A 15,828-nucleotide genomic window follows, 5' to 3' on the forward strand; every position below is an offset into this window, starting at 1 on the left:
CATTCCGGCGAAAGCCGGGATCTCAGGCGAAGGCGCGGGGAAAGAGCCGCACGAGATCCCGGCTTTCGCCGGGATGACGGCTAGATGCCGCGAAGTTTGAGAATGTTGGCGAGTCGCACCACCCCTCGCCGCAGGCCGCCTCAATACGCGTTGTGATGCATCAGCACCTGCGCGGTCCGCACCAGGATCGAGATGTCGCGCAGCAGCGACCAGCCATGCTGATATTCCAGGTCCGCCTCGAGCCGGTCGATGATGTCGCGCTTGGTATTGGTCGCGCCGCGGAAGCCGCGGATCTGCGCCAGCCCGGTGATGCCCGGCTTGAGCGCATGGCGGTGCCAATATTGCCGGTCAACGCGCCAGAACAGCTCGTCCCCGGCGGTCGATCCCAGCGCATGCGGGCGCGGGCCGACCAGGCTCATCTCGCCGAACAGCACGTTGATCAGCTGGGGCAGCTCGTCGATGCTGGTCATCCGGATCAGCCGGCCGACCTTGGTGATCCGGTCGTCGTCGCGGCTTGCTGAGCGCGCGCCGGTCGCGTCGCTAGTCTCCACGCGCATGCTGCGGAACTTGAGGATCTGGAAGATGCGGTTGCCACGCCCCATCCGCTCCTGGCGGAAGAACACCGGCCCCGGCGAATCGAGCTTGATCGCGATCGCGACCATCACCAGCACCGGCAGCAGCATCAGCAGCGCCGGCACCGTGATCGCCAGGTCGAGCGCGCGCTTCTTCACCCGGTTGGCGCGGTTGAGCGGGCCCCAGGAGACCACCACCGTCGTCACGCCGTCGCGCTGCCGCGTGGTCAGCGGGCCCAGCTCGGCGATCTCGGGCACCACGATCTCGCCGACGATGTTGACGCCCTTCAGCGCCCGCGCCCATTCGGCCTTGCGCTCGGGCGCGCAGGCGATGACCACCCGGTCATAGTCCTGCAGCACGGTGCCGAGGCGATCGAGCATGTACGGATCGTCGAGATCGGTGCGCAGCCCGGCGAGCCGCGCATCGAGCACTTCCCGGTTGCGATAGGGCCGCGGCGCCATCGCTCCGTCGGTGATCACCAGCTCGACGCTGAGCTGGCCGAAAGCCTTGCGAACCATGTGGCAGATCAGCAGCCGCTGGGCGAGCAGCAGCGTCAGTGCGGTGACCATCGCCATGCCCAGCGCGAAGCGCGGCACCTTGCCGGTCACCCGAAGCGCAAAGGCGGCGAACAGGAAGACGAGCAGGGTCGTGGCGAAGGAGAGCAAAGCCTGGCGCACGCTCTTGCTCGGCTTGGTCAGGCAGCGCGGGTTATAGGCCTGGTTCTGGAACGCAATCGCAGCATGGACGAACAGCAGCCCCGCCATCGCGGTCCACAATTCGTCGGAGATATGGCGCGGTTCCTCGATCACCAGCGCCACCGCGAAGCCCAGCGCAAGTGCCAGCGCGTCGGACGCGATCAGCGATAAACTGAGCCAGATCTTGGCGTTGCGCCGCGCCACTTTCGCAAGCGGCGTTCTGGTTGGAACCCCCTGGATCGCCAAGTCGATCTTGGACATGGGCCACCGATACTCCCTGAGCTCAAATACGCGAGCTTGTTGCGACGCAACATGACTTGGAGGTTAGAGAACACAAGCGGCCAGCGCGGGTACGTGCCGGATACGAGACGATCCGTTCCGGTGTGAGATAAAGCGGTGACGCAGGGGGGCGAGCCGCGCTAGAAAGTCCCCATGATCGCCCGTCTCGGCGCCGCGCCGGCGCGCATCCGGCTGCTGTTCTTCGCCTTCGGGGACTTCGCCTTCAATCTCTACTGGCAGAGCATCATGCTCTTCCTGCTCTTCTACTATACCGAGGCGCTGGGGCTGCCGGTGGCGACCGCCGCGGCGATCTACACCGTCGCCTCGGTCTGGGACGGCCTCGCCAATTTCCTTGCCGGCGCGGTGGCGGACCGGCGCGAGCCCGGGCGCGGCTATGGCCGGTTCCTGATGCTGGGCAGCGTGCCCCTCGGCCTCGCCTTCGTCCTCACCTATCTGCCCCCGCTCGCCGGGGGATGGTGGGGGATAGCGACGGTCTTCCTCGGGCATTTGCTGTTCCGCACCGCCTATGCCGCGGTCAACGTGCCCTATCTGGCGATGAGCGCGCGGGTGAGCAGCGACAGCCGCGACCGTGCCTTCCTCGCCGGGATGCGCATGGTGTTCGGCACGATGGCGGCGGTGCTGGTCGCCCGCGGCACGCTGCCCTTCGGCGCGTGGATCGCCGGGAGCACGGTGCCCGCCCAGGCCTATCTTGGCGCGGCGATCCTGTTCGCCGTCCTCGGCACCTGCATCCTGATGCTGGTCGGCGCCAGCTACCGCGAGCAGGTGGTGCCCGCCCGCACCCAGCCGCCCTCGATCGCCGCCAGCCTCCGCAGCCTTGCCGCCAACCGCGCCTTCGTCACGCTCAACCTTGCGATGATGGCGATGATCGTCGCGGTGACGATCCTCAACAAGTCGGTGCTCTATTATTTCAAGTATTTCGTCGGCGATGCCGTGGCCGGGCAGAGCGCGCTGGCCTGGATGGGCGTGGTCGGCGCCGCGGCGGTACCCTTGTGGATGCTGCTCCAGCGCCTGCTCGGCACGCGCAGCCTCTGGTTCCTCGCCGCCGCCTTCTGCATGGCCGGGCTGCTGCTGTTCAGCGGCATCCACATCGACAAGGCCGGGCCGATGCAGCTATTCCTGGTCGCGATGCAGGCGGTGATCGTCGGGCTCCACTTCGCCTATTGGGCGATGCTGCCCAACACGGTGGAATATGGCGAAAAGACCACGGGCCTGCGGGTCGAGGGCGCGGTGTTCGGCATGGCCGCCCTGCTCCAGCGCATCGCGATCGGCGTCGCCACGCTGCTGCTTGCCGCCGGCTTCGACTCCGCCGGTTTCGTCGCCAATGTCCGCCAGAGCGAGGCGACGCTGGCGACGATGCGCTTCACCATCGCGCTGGTGCCGCTCGCCTTCCTGGCGCTGTCGGTGGTGCTGATGTGGCTCAACCCGCTCGGCCGCGGCGAGCATGCGAAGATCGTCAGGGACCTGGAGGACCGCGCCTCCTAGCAAGAAGGCCGGAGCGTCAGCCCCGGCCTTTCTGATGCGTTATGCCACCAGCGTGAACTGGGCATGCACCCCGTCGGCCTGGGCCGAGGGTGCGATCCACAGGTCGAACAGCCCCGGCTCGACGGTCGGCTTGTTGTCGCGGCCGATGAACAGCAGCTGCTCGCGCTTGAGCTTGAAGGTGACCGTCTCGCTCGCCCCCGGCGCCAGTGCCAGCTTGCGGAACGCCTTGAGCTCGCGCACCGGCCGGGTCACGCTCGCCACCCGGTCGCGGATATAGAGCTGGACCACTTCCTCGATCGCATGCGCGCCCGAGTTGGTGATCTTCGCCGAGACGCTGATCTCGCCGTCCCAGGCCAGGTTCGCCGGCACCGAGAGGTCCGAATAGCCGACCTTGCCATAGGTCAGGCCGTGGCCGAACGGGAACAAAGCCGAGTTCGGGATGCCGCGATAATGCGCCTTATAGGGCTGCAGCGCGCCTTCCGGGTTCGGGCGGCCAGTCGGCTTGTGGTTGTAGTAGAAGGGTTGCTGGCCCGGCGAGCGCGGGAAGCTGCACGGCAGGCGGCCGGCCGGGCTGTAATCGCCGAACAGCACGTCGGCGGTGGCGTTGCCGCCTTCCGAGCCCAGGAACCAGGTGACCAGGATCGACGGCGCGTTCAGCACCGCGCCCTCGAGCGCCAGCGCGCGGCCGTTCTTGAGCACCACCACGATCGGCTTGCCGGTCTTGGCCACTGCTTCCGCGAGTTCCATCTGCGGCGCGGGAATGACGATCTCGGCGCGCGACTGCGCTTCGCCCGACATGTTCTCGCTCTCGCCGATCGCCAGGATCACCACGTCCGCCGCGTTCGCCGCAGCCACTGCCGCCTCGATCCCGCCGGCCAGCGGCTCCTCGACCTTCGAGCCGAGCGTCACGCTCACCGCATTCTTGTCGGCCACCGCGCCGCGCACGCCCGTCGCCAGGTCGATCGCCAGCTTGTTGTCGCCGTAAACCACCCAGGGCCCGTTGATGTCGTGCTGGCCTTCCGCGAACGGCCCGATGATCGCGATCTTCTTGCCGCTCTTGGGCAGCGGCAGCAGGTCGCCGTCATTCTTGAGCATCACGATCGACTTGCGGCCGGCCTCACGGGAAAGCGCGATCGCCTGCTTGGTGCGCGAGCGCGCCTTTTCGCGCTTGGCGTCGATGCGCCGGAACGGATCCTCGAACAGGCCGAGCCGGGCCTTCATCACCAGCACCTTGCGCACCGATTCGTCGACGCGCGCGATCGGCACTTCGCCCTTGGCGACCAGATCGGGCAGGTGATCGCGGTAATAGCCGCTGGTCATGCTCATATCGACGCCGGCCAGGAAGGCGAGCTTGGCCGCCTCGCGCGCGTCCGCCGCGAAGCCATGGTCGATCATCTCCATGTCGCCGGTGTAATCCGAGACGACGAAGCCATCGAACTTCCACTCGTCGAGCAGCAGCGTGCGCATCAGCCATTCATTGCCGGTCGAGGGAATGCCCGAGATCTCGTTGAACGAGGCCATGCCGGTGAGCGCGCCGGCGTCGATCGCCGTCTTGAACGGCGGCAGATAGACTTCGCGCAGCGTCCGCTCGGACATGTCGACGCTGTTATAGTCGAGCCCCGCCTCGGCCGCACCATAGGCGGCGAAGTGCTTGAAGCAGGCCAGCATCGAATCGATCGCCTTCAGGTCCTTGCCCTGGAAGCCGCGCACGCGCGCCGCCGCGATCAGTTCGCCAAGCAAGGTATCCTCGCCCGCGCCTTCCATCGTGCGGCCCCAGCGCTGGTCGCGCGCGATGTCGACCATCGGCGCGAAGGTCCAGTCGATGCCGGCCGCGGCGCCTTCGTACGACGCCATGCGCGCGGTGCGCTCGGCCAGGTCGGGATCGAAGGCCGCGGCCTCGCCCACCGGCACCGGGAAGATCGTGCGGTGGCCATGGATCACGTCGGCGGCGAACAGCAGCGGGATCTTGAGGCGCGACTTGGTCATCGCCACCGTCTGCATCCGCCGCGCCATCTCGGCGCCATTGCCGTTGAACACGCCGGTCAGGCGCCCCTTCTCGACCTCGGCGAGCTGCCCGTCGAAGCTCGGACCATTGGTCGGCGGATTGAGCGCAGTCGCGACGGTACCGGACCAGGCGGCCGGCAGCAGCGTCAGCTGCCCGGCCTTTTCCTCCACCGTCATCTTGGCGATCAGCGAATCGATGAAGGCGGGCGCCGGCATCTGGCCGGCCGCCTGCAGCATCGCGCGCGCCGGGCTCGCGGCCCAGGCCGCGACAGCGCCTGCGCCCATCAGAGCCGCGCGCCGCGAAATCCTGGTGTCGAACATCGTGTTTCCTCTCCTGTGCGCCCCTGGCCAACCACCAACGGACATTGTCTCAACCATATCCGGTCGCGAAACTTTTTTGCTTGTCGCAACCGTCCGTAACCGGTTACATAACTCGCACACGGCTTGCATTGCAATCGCCGAAGCGGTCTGAAACGCAGGAAACATGCGCCCAAGCTTTTGGGGGGCCGAGGGAGGAAGGGACTGAAATGGCCGAGGCCACCATCCGGGATGTCGCGCGCCGCGCCGAGGTATCGGTCGCGTCGGTGTCGCGCGCCCTGAACGGCCTGGACAATGTCCGTGCCGAGACCCGCGAAAAGGTCATCAAGGCCGCGAACGAGCTCGGCTATGTCCCGCATGCCGGCGCGCGCAGCCTCAGCCTGGCCCGCGCCCATGCGATCGGCGTCGTCCTGCCCGACCTGCACGGCGAGTTCTTCTCCGAATGCGTGCGCGGCATGGACAAGGAAGCCAGCCGGCGCGGCTATCTGCTGCTCCTCTCCAACATGCATGACGACAGCGACCAGGCGGCGGTGGCATTGCGCGCGATGCGCGGCCGGGTCGACGGGCTGCTGGTCATGGCACCGCACATCGCGCCCGAGACGCTCGAGCATGCGATCCCGCCCGCGCTCCCCTCGGTGATGCTCAACAGCCATGCCGACCTGCCCGGCCGCCCGGCGCTGCGCTTCGACAACCGCGCCGGCGCCGAGGCGATGGTCGATCATCTCGTCGCCAATGGCTATCGCCACATCGTCCATATCGCCGGGCCCGAGGGCAATCTCGACGCCGCCCAGCGCGCCGAGGGCTATCTCGCCGCCTGCGCGCGCCACGCCCTGCCCGCGCGCATCCTGCCCGGCGACTTCAACGAGGAAGCCGGCGAAGCCGCCGCGCGCGCGATCCTGGCGAGCAGCACGCCCACCGACGCGGTGTTCGCCGCCAACGACATGATGGCGATCGGCTGCCTCCACGCCCTGCGTTCCGCCGGCACCCAGGTGCCCGAGCAGATCGCCGTCGCCGGCTTCGACGACGTGCCGCTCGCCCGGTATCTCTCGCTCAGCACGATCCGGGTGAACATCGCCGAGATGGGCGCCCGCGCCGTCGCCCGGCTGATCGACCTGCTCGAAGGCAAGGACCTGACCCGTGCCAGCGAGACCCTCCCCCCCGAGCTGGTTACGCGCGCCACCACGGCGCCGCGCACCGCTCACCCCAACGGAGCCGCGCATGCGTGACCGCGGCTCCGTCCCTTTTTCGGCCTGGAATGTAACCGGTTCCAACGCCAATTTCCGCGGATACACCCCCCTCGGGGGCGGCGCCTCATGCGCTGCCCCCAATTTTTCCGGCCGGAACTCCGGCCCGGGGTGGAACCGTTACTCTCTCTTATCGTGTATGAGGCTTTGGACATGATCGACCGGCGCGCGCTCCTCTCGCAGTCTTCGGCGCTGCTCGCGGCCACGGCAGTGCCCGGCGCCGCCGCGGCCCAGTCGCGCAAGGGCGCGGGCGTCCGCACGCTGCCCGCCTTCTACGAGGACATCGAGTACCGCACCTTCCGCTGGTTCTGGGAAACCGCGCGGCGCGACAACGGCCTGGTGCCCGATCGCTACCCCTCGCCCAGTTTCTGCTCGATCGCTTCGGTCGGCTTCGCGCTCACCGCCTACCCGGTCGGCGTCGAGCGCGGCTGGATCACCCGGGCCGAGGCACGCGACCTCACCCTCACCACGCTGCGCTTCTTCTGGGAAGCGCCCCAGGGTCCCGAGCCGACCGGCAATATCGGCTACAAGGGCTTCTATTATCACTTCATCGACATGATCAGCGGCGCGCGCTTCGGCCGCACCGAACTGTCCAGCGTCGATACCACGCTGCTGCTGATGGGCGTGTTGTTCGCCGGCCAATATTATGACCGCGCCGATGCGAAGGAGCGCGAGATCCGCGATCTCGCCCACAAGCTCTATGCCCGGGCCGACTGGAACTTCTTCCGCTCGGACGGCCGCAAGCCCGTGTCGATGGGCTGGCATCCGGAGCGCGGCCTGATCCCGAGCAGCTGGACCGGCTATAACGAGGGCATGTTCGTCTACATCCTCGGCCTGGGCGCGCCGGAGCATCCGCTCCCGGCCGACAGCTGGGACGTGTGGACCGCAACCTATCCGCGCAGCTGGCGCGGCGAAGGCCCTACCCGCCACATCGCCTTCGCGCCGCTGTTCGGCCACCAGTATAGCGAGTGCTGGATCGATTTCCGCGGCATCCGCGACAAGGTGATGCGCGAGGCCGGGTTCGACTATTTCGAGAACAGCCGCCGCGCCACCTATGCCAGCCGCGCCTATTGCATCGCCAATCCGCAGGGCTGGGACGGCTGGTCGAAGGATATCTGGGGCCTCACCGCCTGTGACGGCCCCGGCGGCTTCAAGCTCGACTTCAAGGGCAAGCCCACCGACTTCTTCGGCTATTCGGCACGCGGCCCGCTCGGCCAGCCCGACGGCCGCGACGATGGCACCCTGGCACCCACCGCGGCGCTCGGCTCGCTGCCCTTCGCGCCCGAGATCGTGATCCCGGCCGCCGAGGCGATGCGCCGCGAACATGGCGACCTGCTCTACGGCAAGTACGGCTTCTTCGATTCGTTCAACCCGAGCTTCCGCTGGACCGACAAGAAGCTGTCGAACGGCCGCGTCGATCCGGTGAAGGGCTGGTACGACACCGACTATATCGGCATCGACCAGGGCCCGATCCTGCTCCAGGCGGCGAACTACCGGAACGACTTCGTCTGGAAGCGCATGCAAGGCTGCGCGCCGATCCGGAAGGGCCTGAAGGCGGCGGGATTCACCGGAGGCTGGCTGGGCGCATAATAGCCCTCTCTCGCCCAATACCGTCATCCCGGCGAAAGCCGGGATCTCAGGCGAAGGCGCGGGAAAGGAGCCGCACGAGATCCCGGCTTTCGCCGGGATAACGGCTATTTGATCCGCACCGCCTTGGTCCGCTTCGAAACCCCATTCTCGTCGAACGCCTCAACGGCCACCCAATAATCCACCCCGACATTGAGCGCGCGGATGTCCAGTGCCGCGCCCTGGTCGGCCCAGCGCTGATAGGTCAGCGTCAGCCGGTCCGGCCGCACGCCCCACAGCACGTTGTAGCCGACCGCGCCGGACACCGGCTTCCACATCACATGCGCATTGCGGGCATCGCTGTCGCGCTTCGCCGTCACGCCGCCCGGCGCCGCGGGCGCCTTGCCGCCGGCCGAACCGAACACGCGCAGGTCGGCGATCGCCAGGTTCCTGCCGCCGACATGGCCGTGCACATAGCGCACATACCGCGCCCGTACCGGTGCCGGCAGCTGGAAATAGGCGTTGGGCCGGTCGCGCCGCGGCGCCTCGGTCTTCGCCAGCGGCGACCAGTTCTTGCCGTCGAGCGAGGATTGCAGCTCGAACTCGGTATAGATGTCCGGCGCATCGCCGAACCGCGCGGCCTTGTAGTCGGCGAAGTTGACCTGCACCGCGCGCAGCGTCTTCGCCGCGCCCAGGTCCACCGTCAGCGTCTCGCCGGGCTTGTTCTCGGCCGCCACCCAGAAGCTGCGGGGATCCTCGTCGGTCGCACGGCCCGCCGCGAACTCGCCCATGGTCGACGAAGCCATTGCCCGCTTCTTGTACGAAAGCAGCATCCAGCCGGTGAACAGGCTCTCGGGGTCCTCGACCTTGCCGGTCGGGGCATAGTGCGGGAAGTCGCCGAAGCGGGTCGAGACCGCCATCTGCCCGTCCGCCCAGAACCTGGCCGGCCACATCCCGATGCGGCGCTCGAAGGTCCAGTTGTATCCGATCCACGGCGTGCCGGTGTTCCACCAGTTGCCGTTGACGTCCTCGAAGGTCGAGCCGTGCCCCGCGCCCTGCACGAAGCCGCCGGGCTTGTAGGCTACCGGGTTCCACGGCGCATATTCGAACGGCCCGAGCGGCTTGTCGGAGACATAGGTGCCGTTGGAATAGGCGTTATATTCGGTGCCCGGCGCGCCGTACTGGAGGAAGTAACGACCGTTCACCTTGGTCATCCAGGCGCCTTCCATGAAGGGCTGGATCGGCGTCCCGTTGGGCAGGGTGCCCGAATGATCCTGGCCGAACCGCTCCCAGCCATGCTGGTCCGGATGCAGCGACAGCATCGGCCTGGGCTTGCCCTTGTAGATCAGCTTGCCGTCCTCGAACGCGATCTCGATCCCGTAGAGCGGGAAGACGTTGGACGAGCCCCAGTACAGGTACCATTTGCCGTCCTCGTCCTTGAACAGCGCCGGGTCCCAGGGGCCGGGCGGCACCTTGTCCTCGCCCGGCGCGGGGACGTGCCCCTCGCCCACCGAATCGACCAGCTCGGGCATCCGGCGCACGAAGAAGTCGAGCGTGCCGCTGTCGGGGTCGGTGGTCGACAGGATCGATTCCGCCCGCGTCATCGACGGCTGGATCAGGATGCGCTCGCCGTCGCTCCACACCGCCGGCGCGACGATCGAGTTGAAGGGCCAGCGGCTCGGCTTGATGAAGGTCCAGTGGACCAGGTCGCTCGACGACCAGTATCCGTCCGCCAGCGTCTGGAAGAGATAGTATTTGCCCTTGTGGGTGACGATCGCCGGGTCGGCGCCGGTGCGGTACGAGACGCCCTGGTTCACCTGCTCGAAATTGTAGCGGTAATCGATGTCGATCGGATTGGCGTAGGTCTGGCGCACTTCCTGCGCGTGCGCGGCGGTGGCCACGACCAGCCCGAGCGGAAACAGGATACGCATGTCACTTCCCCGAAAAGAAAAGGGGGAGGAAAGCCCGTGGCTCGCCTCCCCCCGAAATTGTCAGCGCGAAGCCGGGCTTAGAACTTGTAGCCCAGGCGGAACTGGATGCGCCGCGGCAGCGTGATCGTGTTGTTGCCGATGCGGCCCGGATCGAGCGGATCGGTCGCGCTGAAGAAGCCGTCGAAGTCCTTGAAGTTCTTGTTGTTGAACGCATTCAGGATGTCGACCGCGGCCTCGACCTGGCCGATGCCGTTGATCTTGAAGCGGTTCGCCAGCGTCAGGTTGACTTCGCAGAAGGCGAAGAGCCCCTCGATGCAGTTCTTCTCCGGATAGGCCGAGGTGATGCGCAGCTTGCCGGTGTCGAAGCCCTGGGTGGCGTCGGTGACCTGATAGGCCTGGCCGCTGCCCAGCTGGGTGACCGTCGAGAACGAGAAGCCGAGCGGCAGGTCGACCATGCCCGAGATCACCACCCGGTGACGCTCGTCGCCCGGACGGGCACGCCAGCCATAGGCGTCCGGGGTGATGCCATCGAGGCTGAACAGGTCGTTGCCGTTCTGCTCCGCCTTGGACAGCGTATAGGCGATGTTGAGGCCCCAGCCCGACGACTTGGTGTAGTTCTTGTCGAGCGTGACGAAGAGCGCCTTGTAGCGCGTGTCGAGGCCGTCATAGCCGATCAGGACGTTGGCATAGCCGTACGGCACCACCGTCGAGGTGTTGCAGCAATTGCCCAGGCCGTTGTTCTGACGCGTCGCGAACAGGTTGGTGTAGCCGTTGCGGCCGCGCTGGTACGAGCCGGTGATCGAGGCCTGGAAGACGCCGATACGCTGGCGCACGCCGAAGCTGAACTGGTCGTTGACCGGCGGCTTGGCATCGTTCTTCACCGCGAACAGCTCGGGCAGGCCCGCCCCCGCGGCGCTGGCGCGCAGCGCGATCAGGCCCTCGCGGGTCAGGTAGGACGGGTTCCACGCCACGGTCGGCAGGCCCGAACGCGGCGAGCCGTCGGTCGAGAAACGGAACACGCCGATCGGGTTGAGCACGCGCGACAGCTCGTCGACCGTGTTGTTGAAGTTGTTGCGGTCGTAATAGCGGCCCCAGCCGCCGAAGATCACCGTCGAGCGATCGCCGTTGAGGTCGTACGAGAAGCCGACGCGCGGCGCGAAGGCACCGGTGAACGGCTTACGGTCATGCCCGTCGGTGATGTAGTTCTCGGGGTCGAAATAATAGGTCTTGGGCAGCGAACGCAGCGCGGCGGCGGCACTGGCCGGCGTCACATATTCGTTGTTGAAGCCGTTGGTCTCGTAATCCCAGCGCACGCCCAGGTTGAGCTGCAGGCGCGGGGTGAGGTTCCAGTCGTCCTGCACATAGACGCCGACCTGGGTGTTCGACGCCTGGATCAGCGAATTGCCCAGGCCCAGGCGCGCCTCGCTCGGGAAGGCGAAGCTCAGGTTGTTCCCGGGATCGCTGACGAAGGTGTAGTGCGGCTGGACATAGGCCTGGTTGTCGAAGGTGATGTCGGTCACCTGGACGCGGACGCCCGCCTTGAACACATGGCCCGCAATGCCCGAATAGGTGAAGTCGTTGCGGAAGGTGTAGCTGTTCTGCGTTTCGCGGCGGGTCGAGTCCTTGCCGCCCGCGATGATCACGCCGGCATATTCATATTGCGGCAGCTCGGGGTGCAGCGAGGTCGGGTTGAACGTGTAGTTCAGGTAGCTGGCATTGAACTCGTTGACGAAGTTGCTGCCGTTATACGCCCATTTGAACTGGTAGGTGTCGACCCGGTTCTTCTTGTTCTCCGCCGCCTCATAGGAGGTCTGGTTGCCGAAGCCCTGGATGTCGGACTCGTCGCGGCGGCTGAACGACAGGTCGAAGGTCTGGCGATCGTCCGGGGTCAGGGTCAGCTTGCCGAAGTAGAAGTCGCTGCGGAACGGGCTGACGAACGCGCCCTCGAGCGTGCTGATGTCACGGCCGAGCGAAGCCGAGGCCGCGGCGCGCAGCGCGGGCGTGCCGCCGGCGACGACGTTGAACGCGCGGTCCTGGTCGTTGCCTTCATAGGCGCCGAAGAAGAACAGCTTGTCCTTGATGATCGGGCCGCCCAGCGCCGCGCCGTACTGCTTGCGCTCGAACGCCGGCTCGGCGCGGTTGTTGCGCTTGTCGAGGTACGACTTCTCGCTGAGGCTCTTGTCGGTGTACTGGCCGAAGATCTCGCCGTGGAACTCGTTGGTGCCCGACTTGGTGATCGCGGTCACGATCGCGGCGCCGGCCTGCTCATACTCGGCCTTGTAGTTCTGCGTCAGGACGCGGAATTCCTGCACGGCGAGCTGGCCGAACGGGTTGCCGCGGCTGTTCTGCTGGCCGGCGATGCCGCCCTCGCGCAGCTGGTTCTTCAGGCTGACGCCGTCGATGAACACATTGACCTGGCTCGCGGTCGACGCGCCCGAGGTGATGCCCTTGTCGGTCTCGCTGTCATTGTAGCGCACGCCCGGGGCGAGCGCGGCAAAGGCCAGGAAGTTGCGATCGGTCTGCGGCAGGCGCTCGATCTGGGTGGTGCTGACGTTGGTGGCGACTTCGCTGGTGCGCGTCTCGCGCAGGCGGGTGCCGGTCACCACGATCTGGCTGCCTTCGGTCGGTGCGGTCGCCGCGGCGCCGCCCACCGCCAGGTCGAGGCTGGCCGCCTCGCCGACGCCGACGACGATGTTCTGGCTCACCGTCTCGGTGCCGGCGGTCGCGGTCACTTCATATTCGCCGGGGCGCAGGCCGTTCAGCGCATAGCCGCCATTGGCGTCGCTTACCGCGCGGAAGGTCTGGTTGGTCGCGATGCTGCGCGCGGTCACCTGGGCGCCCGCCGCGGCGCTGCCGTCGGCGCCGGTCACCTGGCCGCTAAGGCTGGCGGTGCTCACCTGGGCGGATGCCAGGGTCGGCAGCATCACTGCGCCGCCCGCAAGCAGGGTCGCGGCGGCCATTGCCGTCGCCGAGATGCCACGTGTCAGGACACGACGCTTCGAATTGGAAATCGCCACTCTAATCCTCCCCAGCCCAAGGCTGTAATCGGTTACAAACTCGGATCCGCATTGGTCTTGTTTTTATGCGCGGACAGAAACGCCCCCTGGAACCGGTTACATGAAACTGTCAATCCCATGTTTGCGTCAGCGTTGTCGGGAGCGCATTTTGCTGCGGTGCGATGTGTCCCGCATGCAACACTCGTCCCTGGCTGGCGCGATCGACCGGTCATCGGGAGTCCCTCTTGCGGCGCATGCGGGGTGTTCCCCATATCTGCGCCATGAGCGAAACAAACGCGTGGCACGGCACGACGATCCTTTCCGTGCGCAAATCCGGCAAAGTGGTGATTGCAGGCGACGGGCAGGTCTCCGCCGGCAACACCGTGATGAAGCCCAATGCCCGCAAGGTGCGGCCGCTGGGCGATGGCAAGGTGATCGCGGGCTTTGCCGGCGCCACTGCCGACGCCTTCACTTTGTTCGAGCGGCTCGAGGCCAAGCTGGAGCGCCATAACGGCCAGCTGCTCCGCGCCGCGGTCGAGCTCGCCAAGGACTGGCGGACCGACAAGTATCTCCGCAACCTCGAGGCGATGCTGATCGTCGCCGACGCCGAAGTGACGCTGGTCGTCACCGGCAATGGCGACGTGCTTGAGCCCGAGGGCGGCGTCGCCGCGATCGGCTCGGGCGGCAATTTCGCCCTCGCCGCGGCGCGCGCGCTGGTCGATTACGAGAGCGATCCCGAGAAGATCGCCCGTCAGGCGATGAAGATCGCCGGCGAGCTCTGCGTCTACACCAACGATCGCCTCACGGTGGAAACGCTGGACAGCGCCAATTAACCAACGCATCGGCGGCGGCATGAAGTTCCGCATGGATTATGACGCCGCCCGCAACCGCATTCTGGTCGAGATCCGCGATTTCTGGACGATCGACACCGTCCGCGAATTCGCGGCGGCGGCGGGCGCGCAGGCCCAGGAAGTGCTGGCGATCCGCAACGACTATGACGTGCTGATCGACTCGCGCGACTTCCCGGTCCAGGCCAACGACGTCGCCGACCTGCTGCCCAGCATCGCCGAGGCCGGGCTCACCCTAACCTCGGGCCGCGCCGCCTCGGTGGTCGGCAGCCACCTCAACAAGCTCCAGGCCGAACGCACCCAGACCCATCCCCGGATGCGGATCTTCATGACGGTGGAAGAAGCCGAGGCGTGGCTGGCTGAGGCGCGCTGAAATTCAGCCCTTAGTTCCCCGGCGAAGGCCGGGGCCCAGTCTCAACGCAGCCGGTCAGGCGCGTGAACCTCTCGAACGACATGGCAACCGGGCCCCGGCATTCGCGGCGAACGCCTCAGTTGCCGTCGGCATCGACCATGAACACCATCGGCCTACCGCGCGACATCGGCTCCCAACCGGCCGACAGGGCGGCGCGCACGCACCGCGAGATCGTGGCGTCATCGAGCTGGAGACGACCGCGTGGCAACCCCTTCAACAGCCGCTTGGGCGGCGGAAATTCCACCAATGCTTCGCGCTTGGCATCCTGCTGGAGAATGGAAATCGTCATTCCCTTCCAGCCTTCGTCATCCGACAGATGCGGTTCGCGCTGAAGGTGCCAATCATAGGATACGCCATCGACATTTACGGTGCCGGCATTGCCTCGGGAGTTCGACATATGGCCGGCACTAGCATACCAGCCGTGGCGAAGCACGGGGCGGGTTCATGTCCAGGGTACAGGCGACGCCTGCACTTGGCGCATGCAAAGGCAAACCGGCAGGGTTTTGGATTCCAATGAATTATCGCCATTCCTTCCATGCGGGCAACAGCGCCGATGTCGTGAAGCATAGCCTGCTGATCGCCCTGGTCCGGGCCCTGCAGCAAAAACAGGGCGCGCTGACCCTGATCGACACCCATGCCGGCTGCGGGCTCTACGACCTTGGCGGCGAGCAGGCCCAGCGCACCGGCGAAGCCGCACAAGGGGTGCTGCGGGCCTTTGCCGACGCGAACCCCTTGCTCGACGACTATCGCGCCGCCGTACGGGCAGTGAATGTCGGGCCGGAGCCACAGCTCTACCCCGGCTCGCCGCAGTTCCTGGCGCAGCTCCTGCGCCCGCAGGATTTGCTGATCCTCAATGAAAAGCATCCCGAGGATGCCAATGCCCTGCGCGGCGCGATGCGCGGCACACCCGCTGCCGTGCACGAGCGCGATGCCTATGAGCTTTGGCTGGCGATGCTGCCGACCCGAACGCCGCGCGGCGTGGTGGTGGTCGATCCGCCGTACGAGCAGACGGACGAACGCGCCCGCATCACCGCCACCCTCGCCGCGGCGCACCGCAAATGGGCACATGGCGTGACGGTGATCTGGTATCCGCTGAAAGACCGCGCGACGCATCAGCGGTGGAAGGGCGATCTGCGCAGGCTCGGCATCCCGAAATTCCTGGTCGTGGAGCATTGGCTGTATGACGCCGATCAGCCCGGCATCTATAACGGCGCGGGCCTTTTCATCGTCAATCCACCCTATGCCTTCACCCAGGCGCTGCCGCCGCTGCTGGAAGCCCTCCGCGCCGCGCTGGCACCGGAAGGGCATAGGGGCGAGATCATCGCCGATTGGCTGGACGATAGAAACTGAGCCTGGTCCCGGATCCAGGCTGTATCGACATTCAAGCGGCGCCCCGAGCCTATGCTGATCCCCGGGGGGGGGGGGGGGGGGGGGGGGGGGGGGGGGGGGGGGGGGGGGG

General features: G+C 66.8%; 11 protein-coding genes. 6 read left to right on the forward strand and 5 right to left on the reverse strand.

The annotated features are described in order from the left end of the window. Window positions 1-140 precede the first annotated feature (140 nt). The gene (locus tag AAHM44_RS22800; RefSeq protein ID WP_342251426.1) at window positions 141-1,529 is read right to left on the reverse strand and encodes an exopolysaccharide biosynthesis polyprenyl glycosylphosphotransferase; all 1,389 of its coding nucleotides are present in this window, start codon (window positions 1,527-1,529) and stop codon (window positions 141-143) included. Window positions 1,530-1,700: 171 nt separating this feature from the next. Here AAHM44_RS22800 and AAHM44_RS22805 point away from each other — a divergent pair, with 171 nt between their 5' ends. Beyond that, on the forward strand, window positions 1,701-3,050 hold the full coding sequence (locus tag AAHM44_RS22805) for an MFS transporter (RefSeq protein ID WP_269572805.1): 1,350 nt from the start codon (window positions 1,701-1,703) through the stop codon (window positions 3,048-3,050). A gap of 39 nt (window positions 3,051-3,089) precedes the next feature. Here AAHM44_RS22805 and AAHM44_RS22810 read toward each other — a convergent pair whose 3' ends face one another. Further along, window positions 3,090-5,375: a glycoside hydrolase family 3 N-terminal domain-containing protein gene (locus AAHM44_RS22810; protein ID WP_342251427.1), complete on the reverse strand. Its 2,286-nt coding sequence runs from the start codon at window positions 5,373-5,375 to the stop codon at window positions 3,090-3,092. A 206-nt stretch (window positions 5,376-5,581) separates the two neighbouring features. Here AAHM44_RS22810 and AAHM44_RS22815 point away from each other — a divergent pair, with 206 nt between their 5' ends. Both AAHM44_RS22815 and AAHM44_RS22820 read left to right on the forward strand, forming a co-directional pair. Next, window positions 5,582-6,598, forward strand: a complete 1,017-nt coding sequence (locus AAHM44_RS22815) for a LacI family DNA-binding transcriptional regulator (protein ID WP_269572807.1) — start codon at window positions 5,582-5,584, stop codon at window positions 6,596-6,598. Between the two features lie 171 nt (window positions 6,599-6,769). Next, window positions 6,770-8,206, forward strand: coding sequence for a glucoamylase family protein (locus tag AAHM44_RS22820; RefSeq protein ID WP_342251428.1), 1,437 nt, complete (start codon window positions 6,770-6,772; stop codon window positions 8,204-8,206). Window positions 8,207-8,310: 104 nt separating this feature from the next. On the opposite strand, the gene AAHM44_RS22825 is transcribed toward AAHM44_RS22820, so the two are convergent. Then, window positions 8,311-10,113: a family 43 glycosylhydrolase gene (locus AAHM44_RS22825; protein WP_342251429.1), complete on the reverse strand. Its 1,803-nt coding sequence runs from the start codon at window positions 10,111-10,113 to the stop codon at window positions 8,311-8,313. Window positions 10,114-10,190: 77 nt separating this feature from the next. Continuing rightward, window positions 10,191-13,130: a TonB-dependent receptor gene (locus AAHM44_RS22830; protein WP_342251430.1), complete on the reverse strand. Its 2,940-nt coding sequence runs from the start codon at window positions 13,128-13,130 to the stop codon at window positions 10,191-10,193. Window positions 13,131-13,390: 260 nt separating this feature from the next. Between AAHM44_RS22830 and hslV the strand changes: the two genes are divergently transcribed. Together hslV and AAHM44_RS22840 are read left to right on the forward strand one after the other, a co-directional pair. Continuing rightward, window positions 13,391-13,942, forward strand: a complete 552-nt coding sequence (hslV, locus tag AAHM44_RS22835) for an ATP-dependent protease subunit HslV (RefSeq protein WP_269572811.1) — start codon at window positions 13,391-13,393, stop codon at window positions 13,940-13,942. Between the two features lie 19 nt (window positions 13,943-13,961). Beyond that, a complete protein-coding gene (locus tag AAHM44_RS22840; RefSeq protein ID WP_342251431.1) occupies window positions 13,962-14,330 on the forward strand; it encodes a hypothetical protein in 369 nt (122 codons plus the stop codon). 115 nt (window positions 14,331-14,445) lie between these two features. Here the strand turns inward: AAHM44_RS22840 and AAHM44_RS22845 are convergent, their stop codons facing one another. Then, the gene (locus AAHM44_RS22845) at window positions 14,446-14,766 is read right to left on the reverse strand and encodes a hypothetical protein (protein ID WP_269572813.1); all 321 of its coding nucleotides are present in this window, start codon (window positions 14,764-14,766) and stop codon (window positions 14,446-14,448) included. A gap of 116 nt (window positions 14,767-14,882) precedes the next feature. Here AAHM44_RS22845 and AAHM44_RS22850 point away from each other — a divergent pair, with 116 nt between their 5' ends. After that, a complete protein-coding gene (locus tag AAHM44_RS22850; protein WP_342251432.1) occupies window positions 14,883-15,719 on the forward strand; it encodes a 23S rRNA (adenine(2030)-N(6))-methyltransferase RlmJ in 837 nt (278 codons plus the stop codon). Window positions 15,720-15,828: the final 109 nt, after the last annotated feature.

It is taken from the genome of Sphingomonas sp. OTU376 (assembly GCF_038440415.1).
Taxonomy (GTDB): Bacteria; Pseudomonadota; Alphaproteobacteria; order Sphingomonadales; family Sphingomonadaceae; genus Sphingomonas; species Sphingomonas kyeonggiensis_A.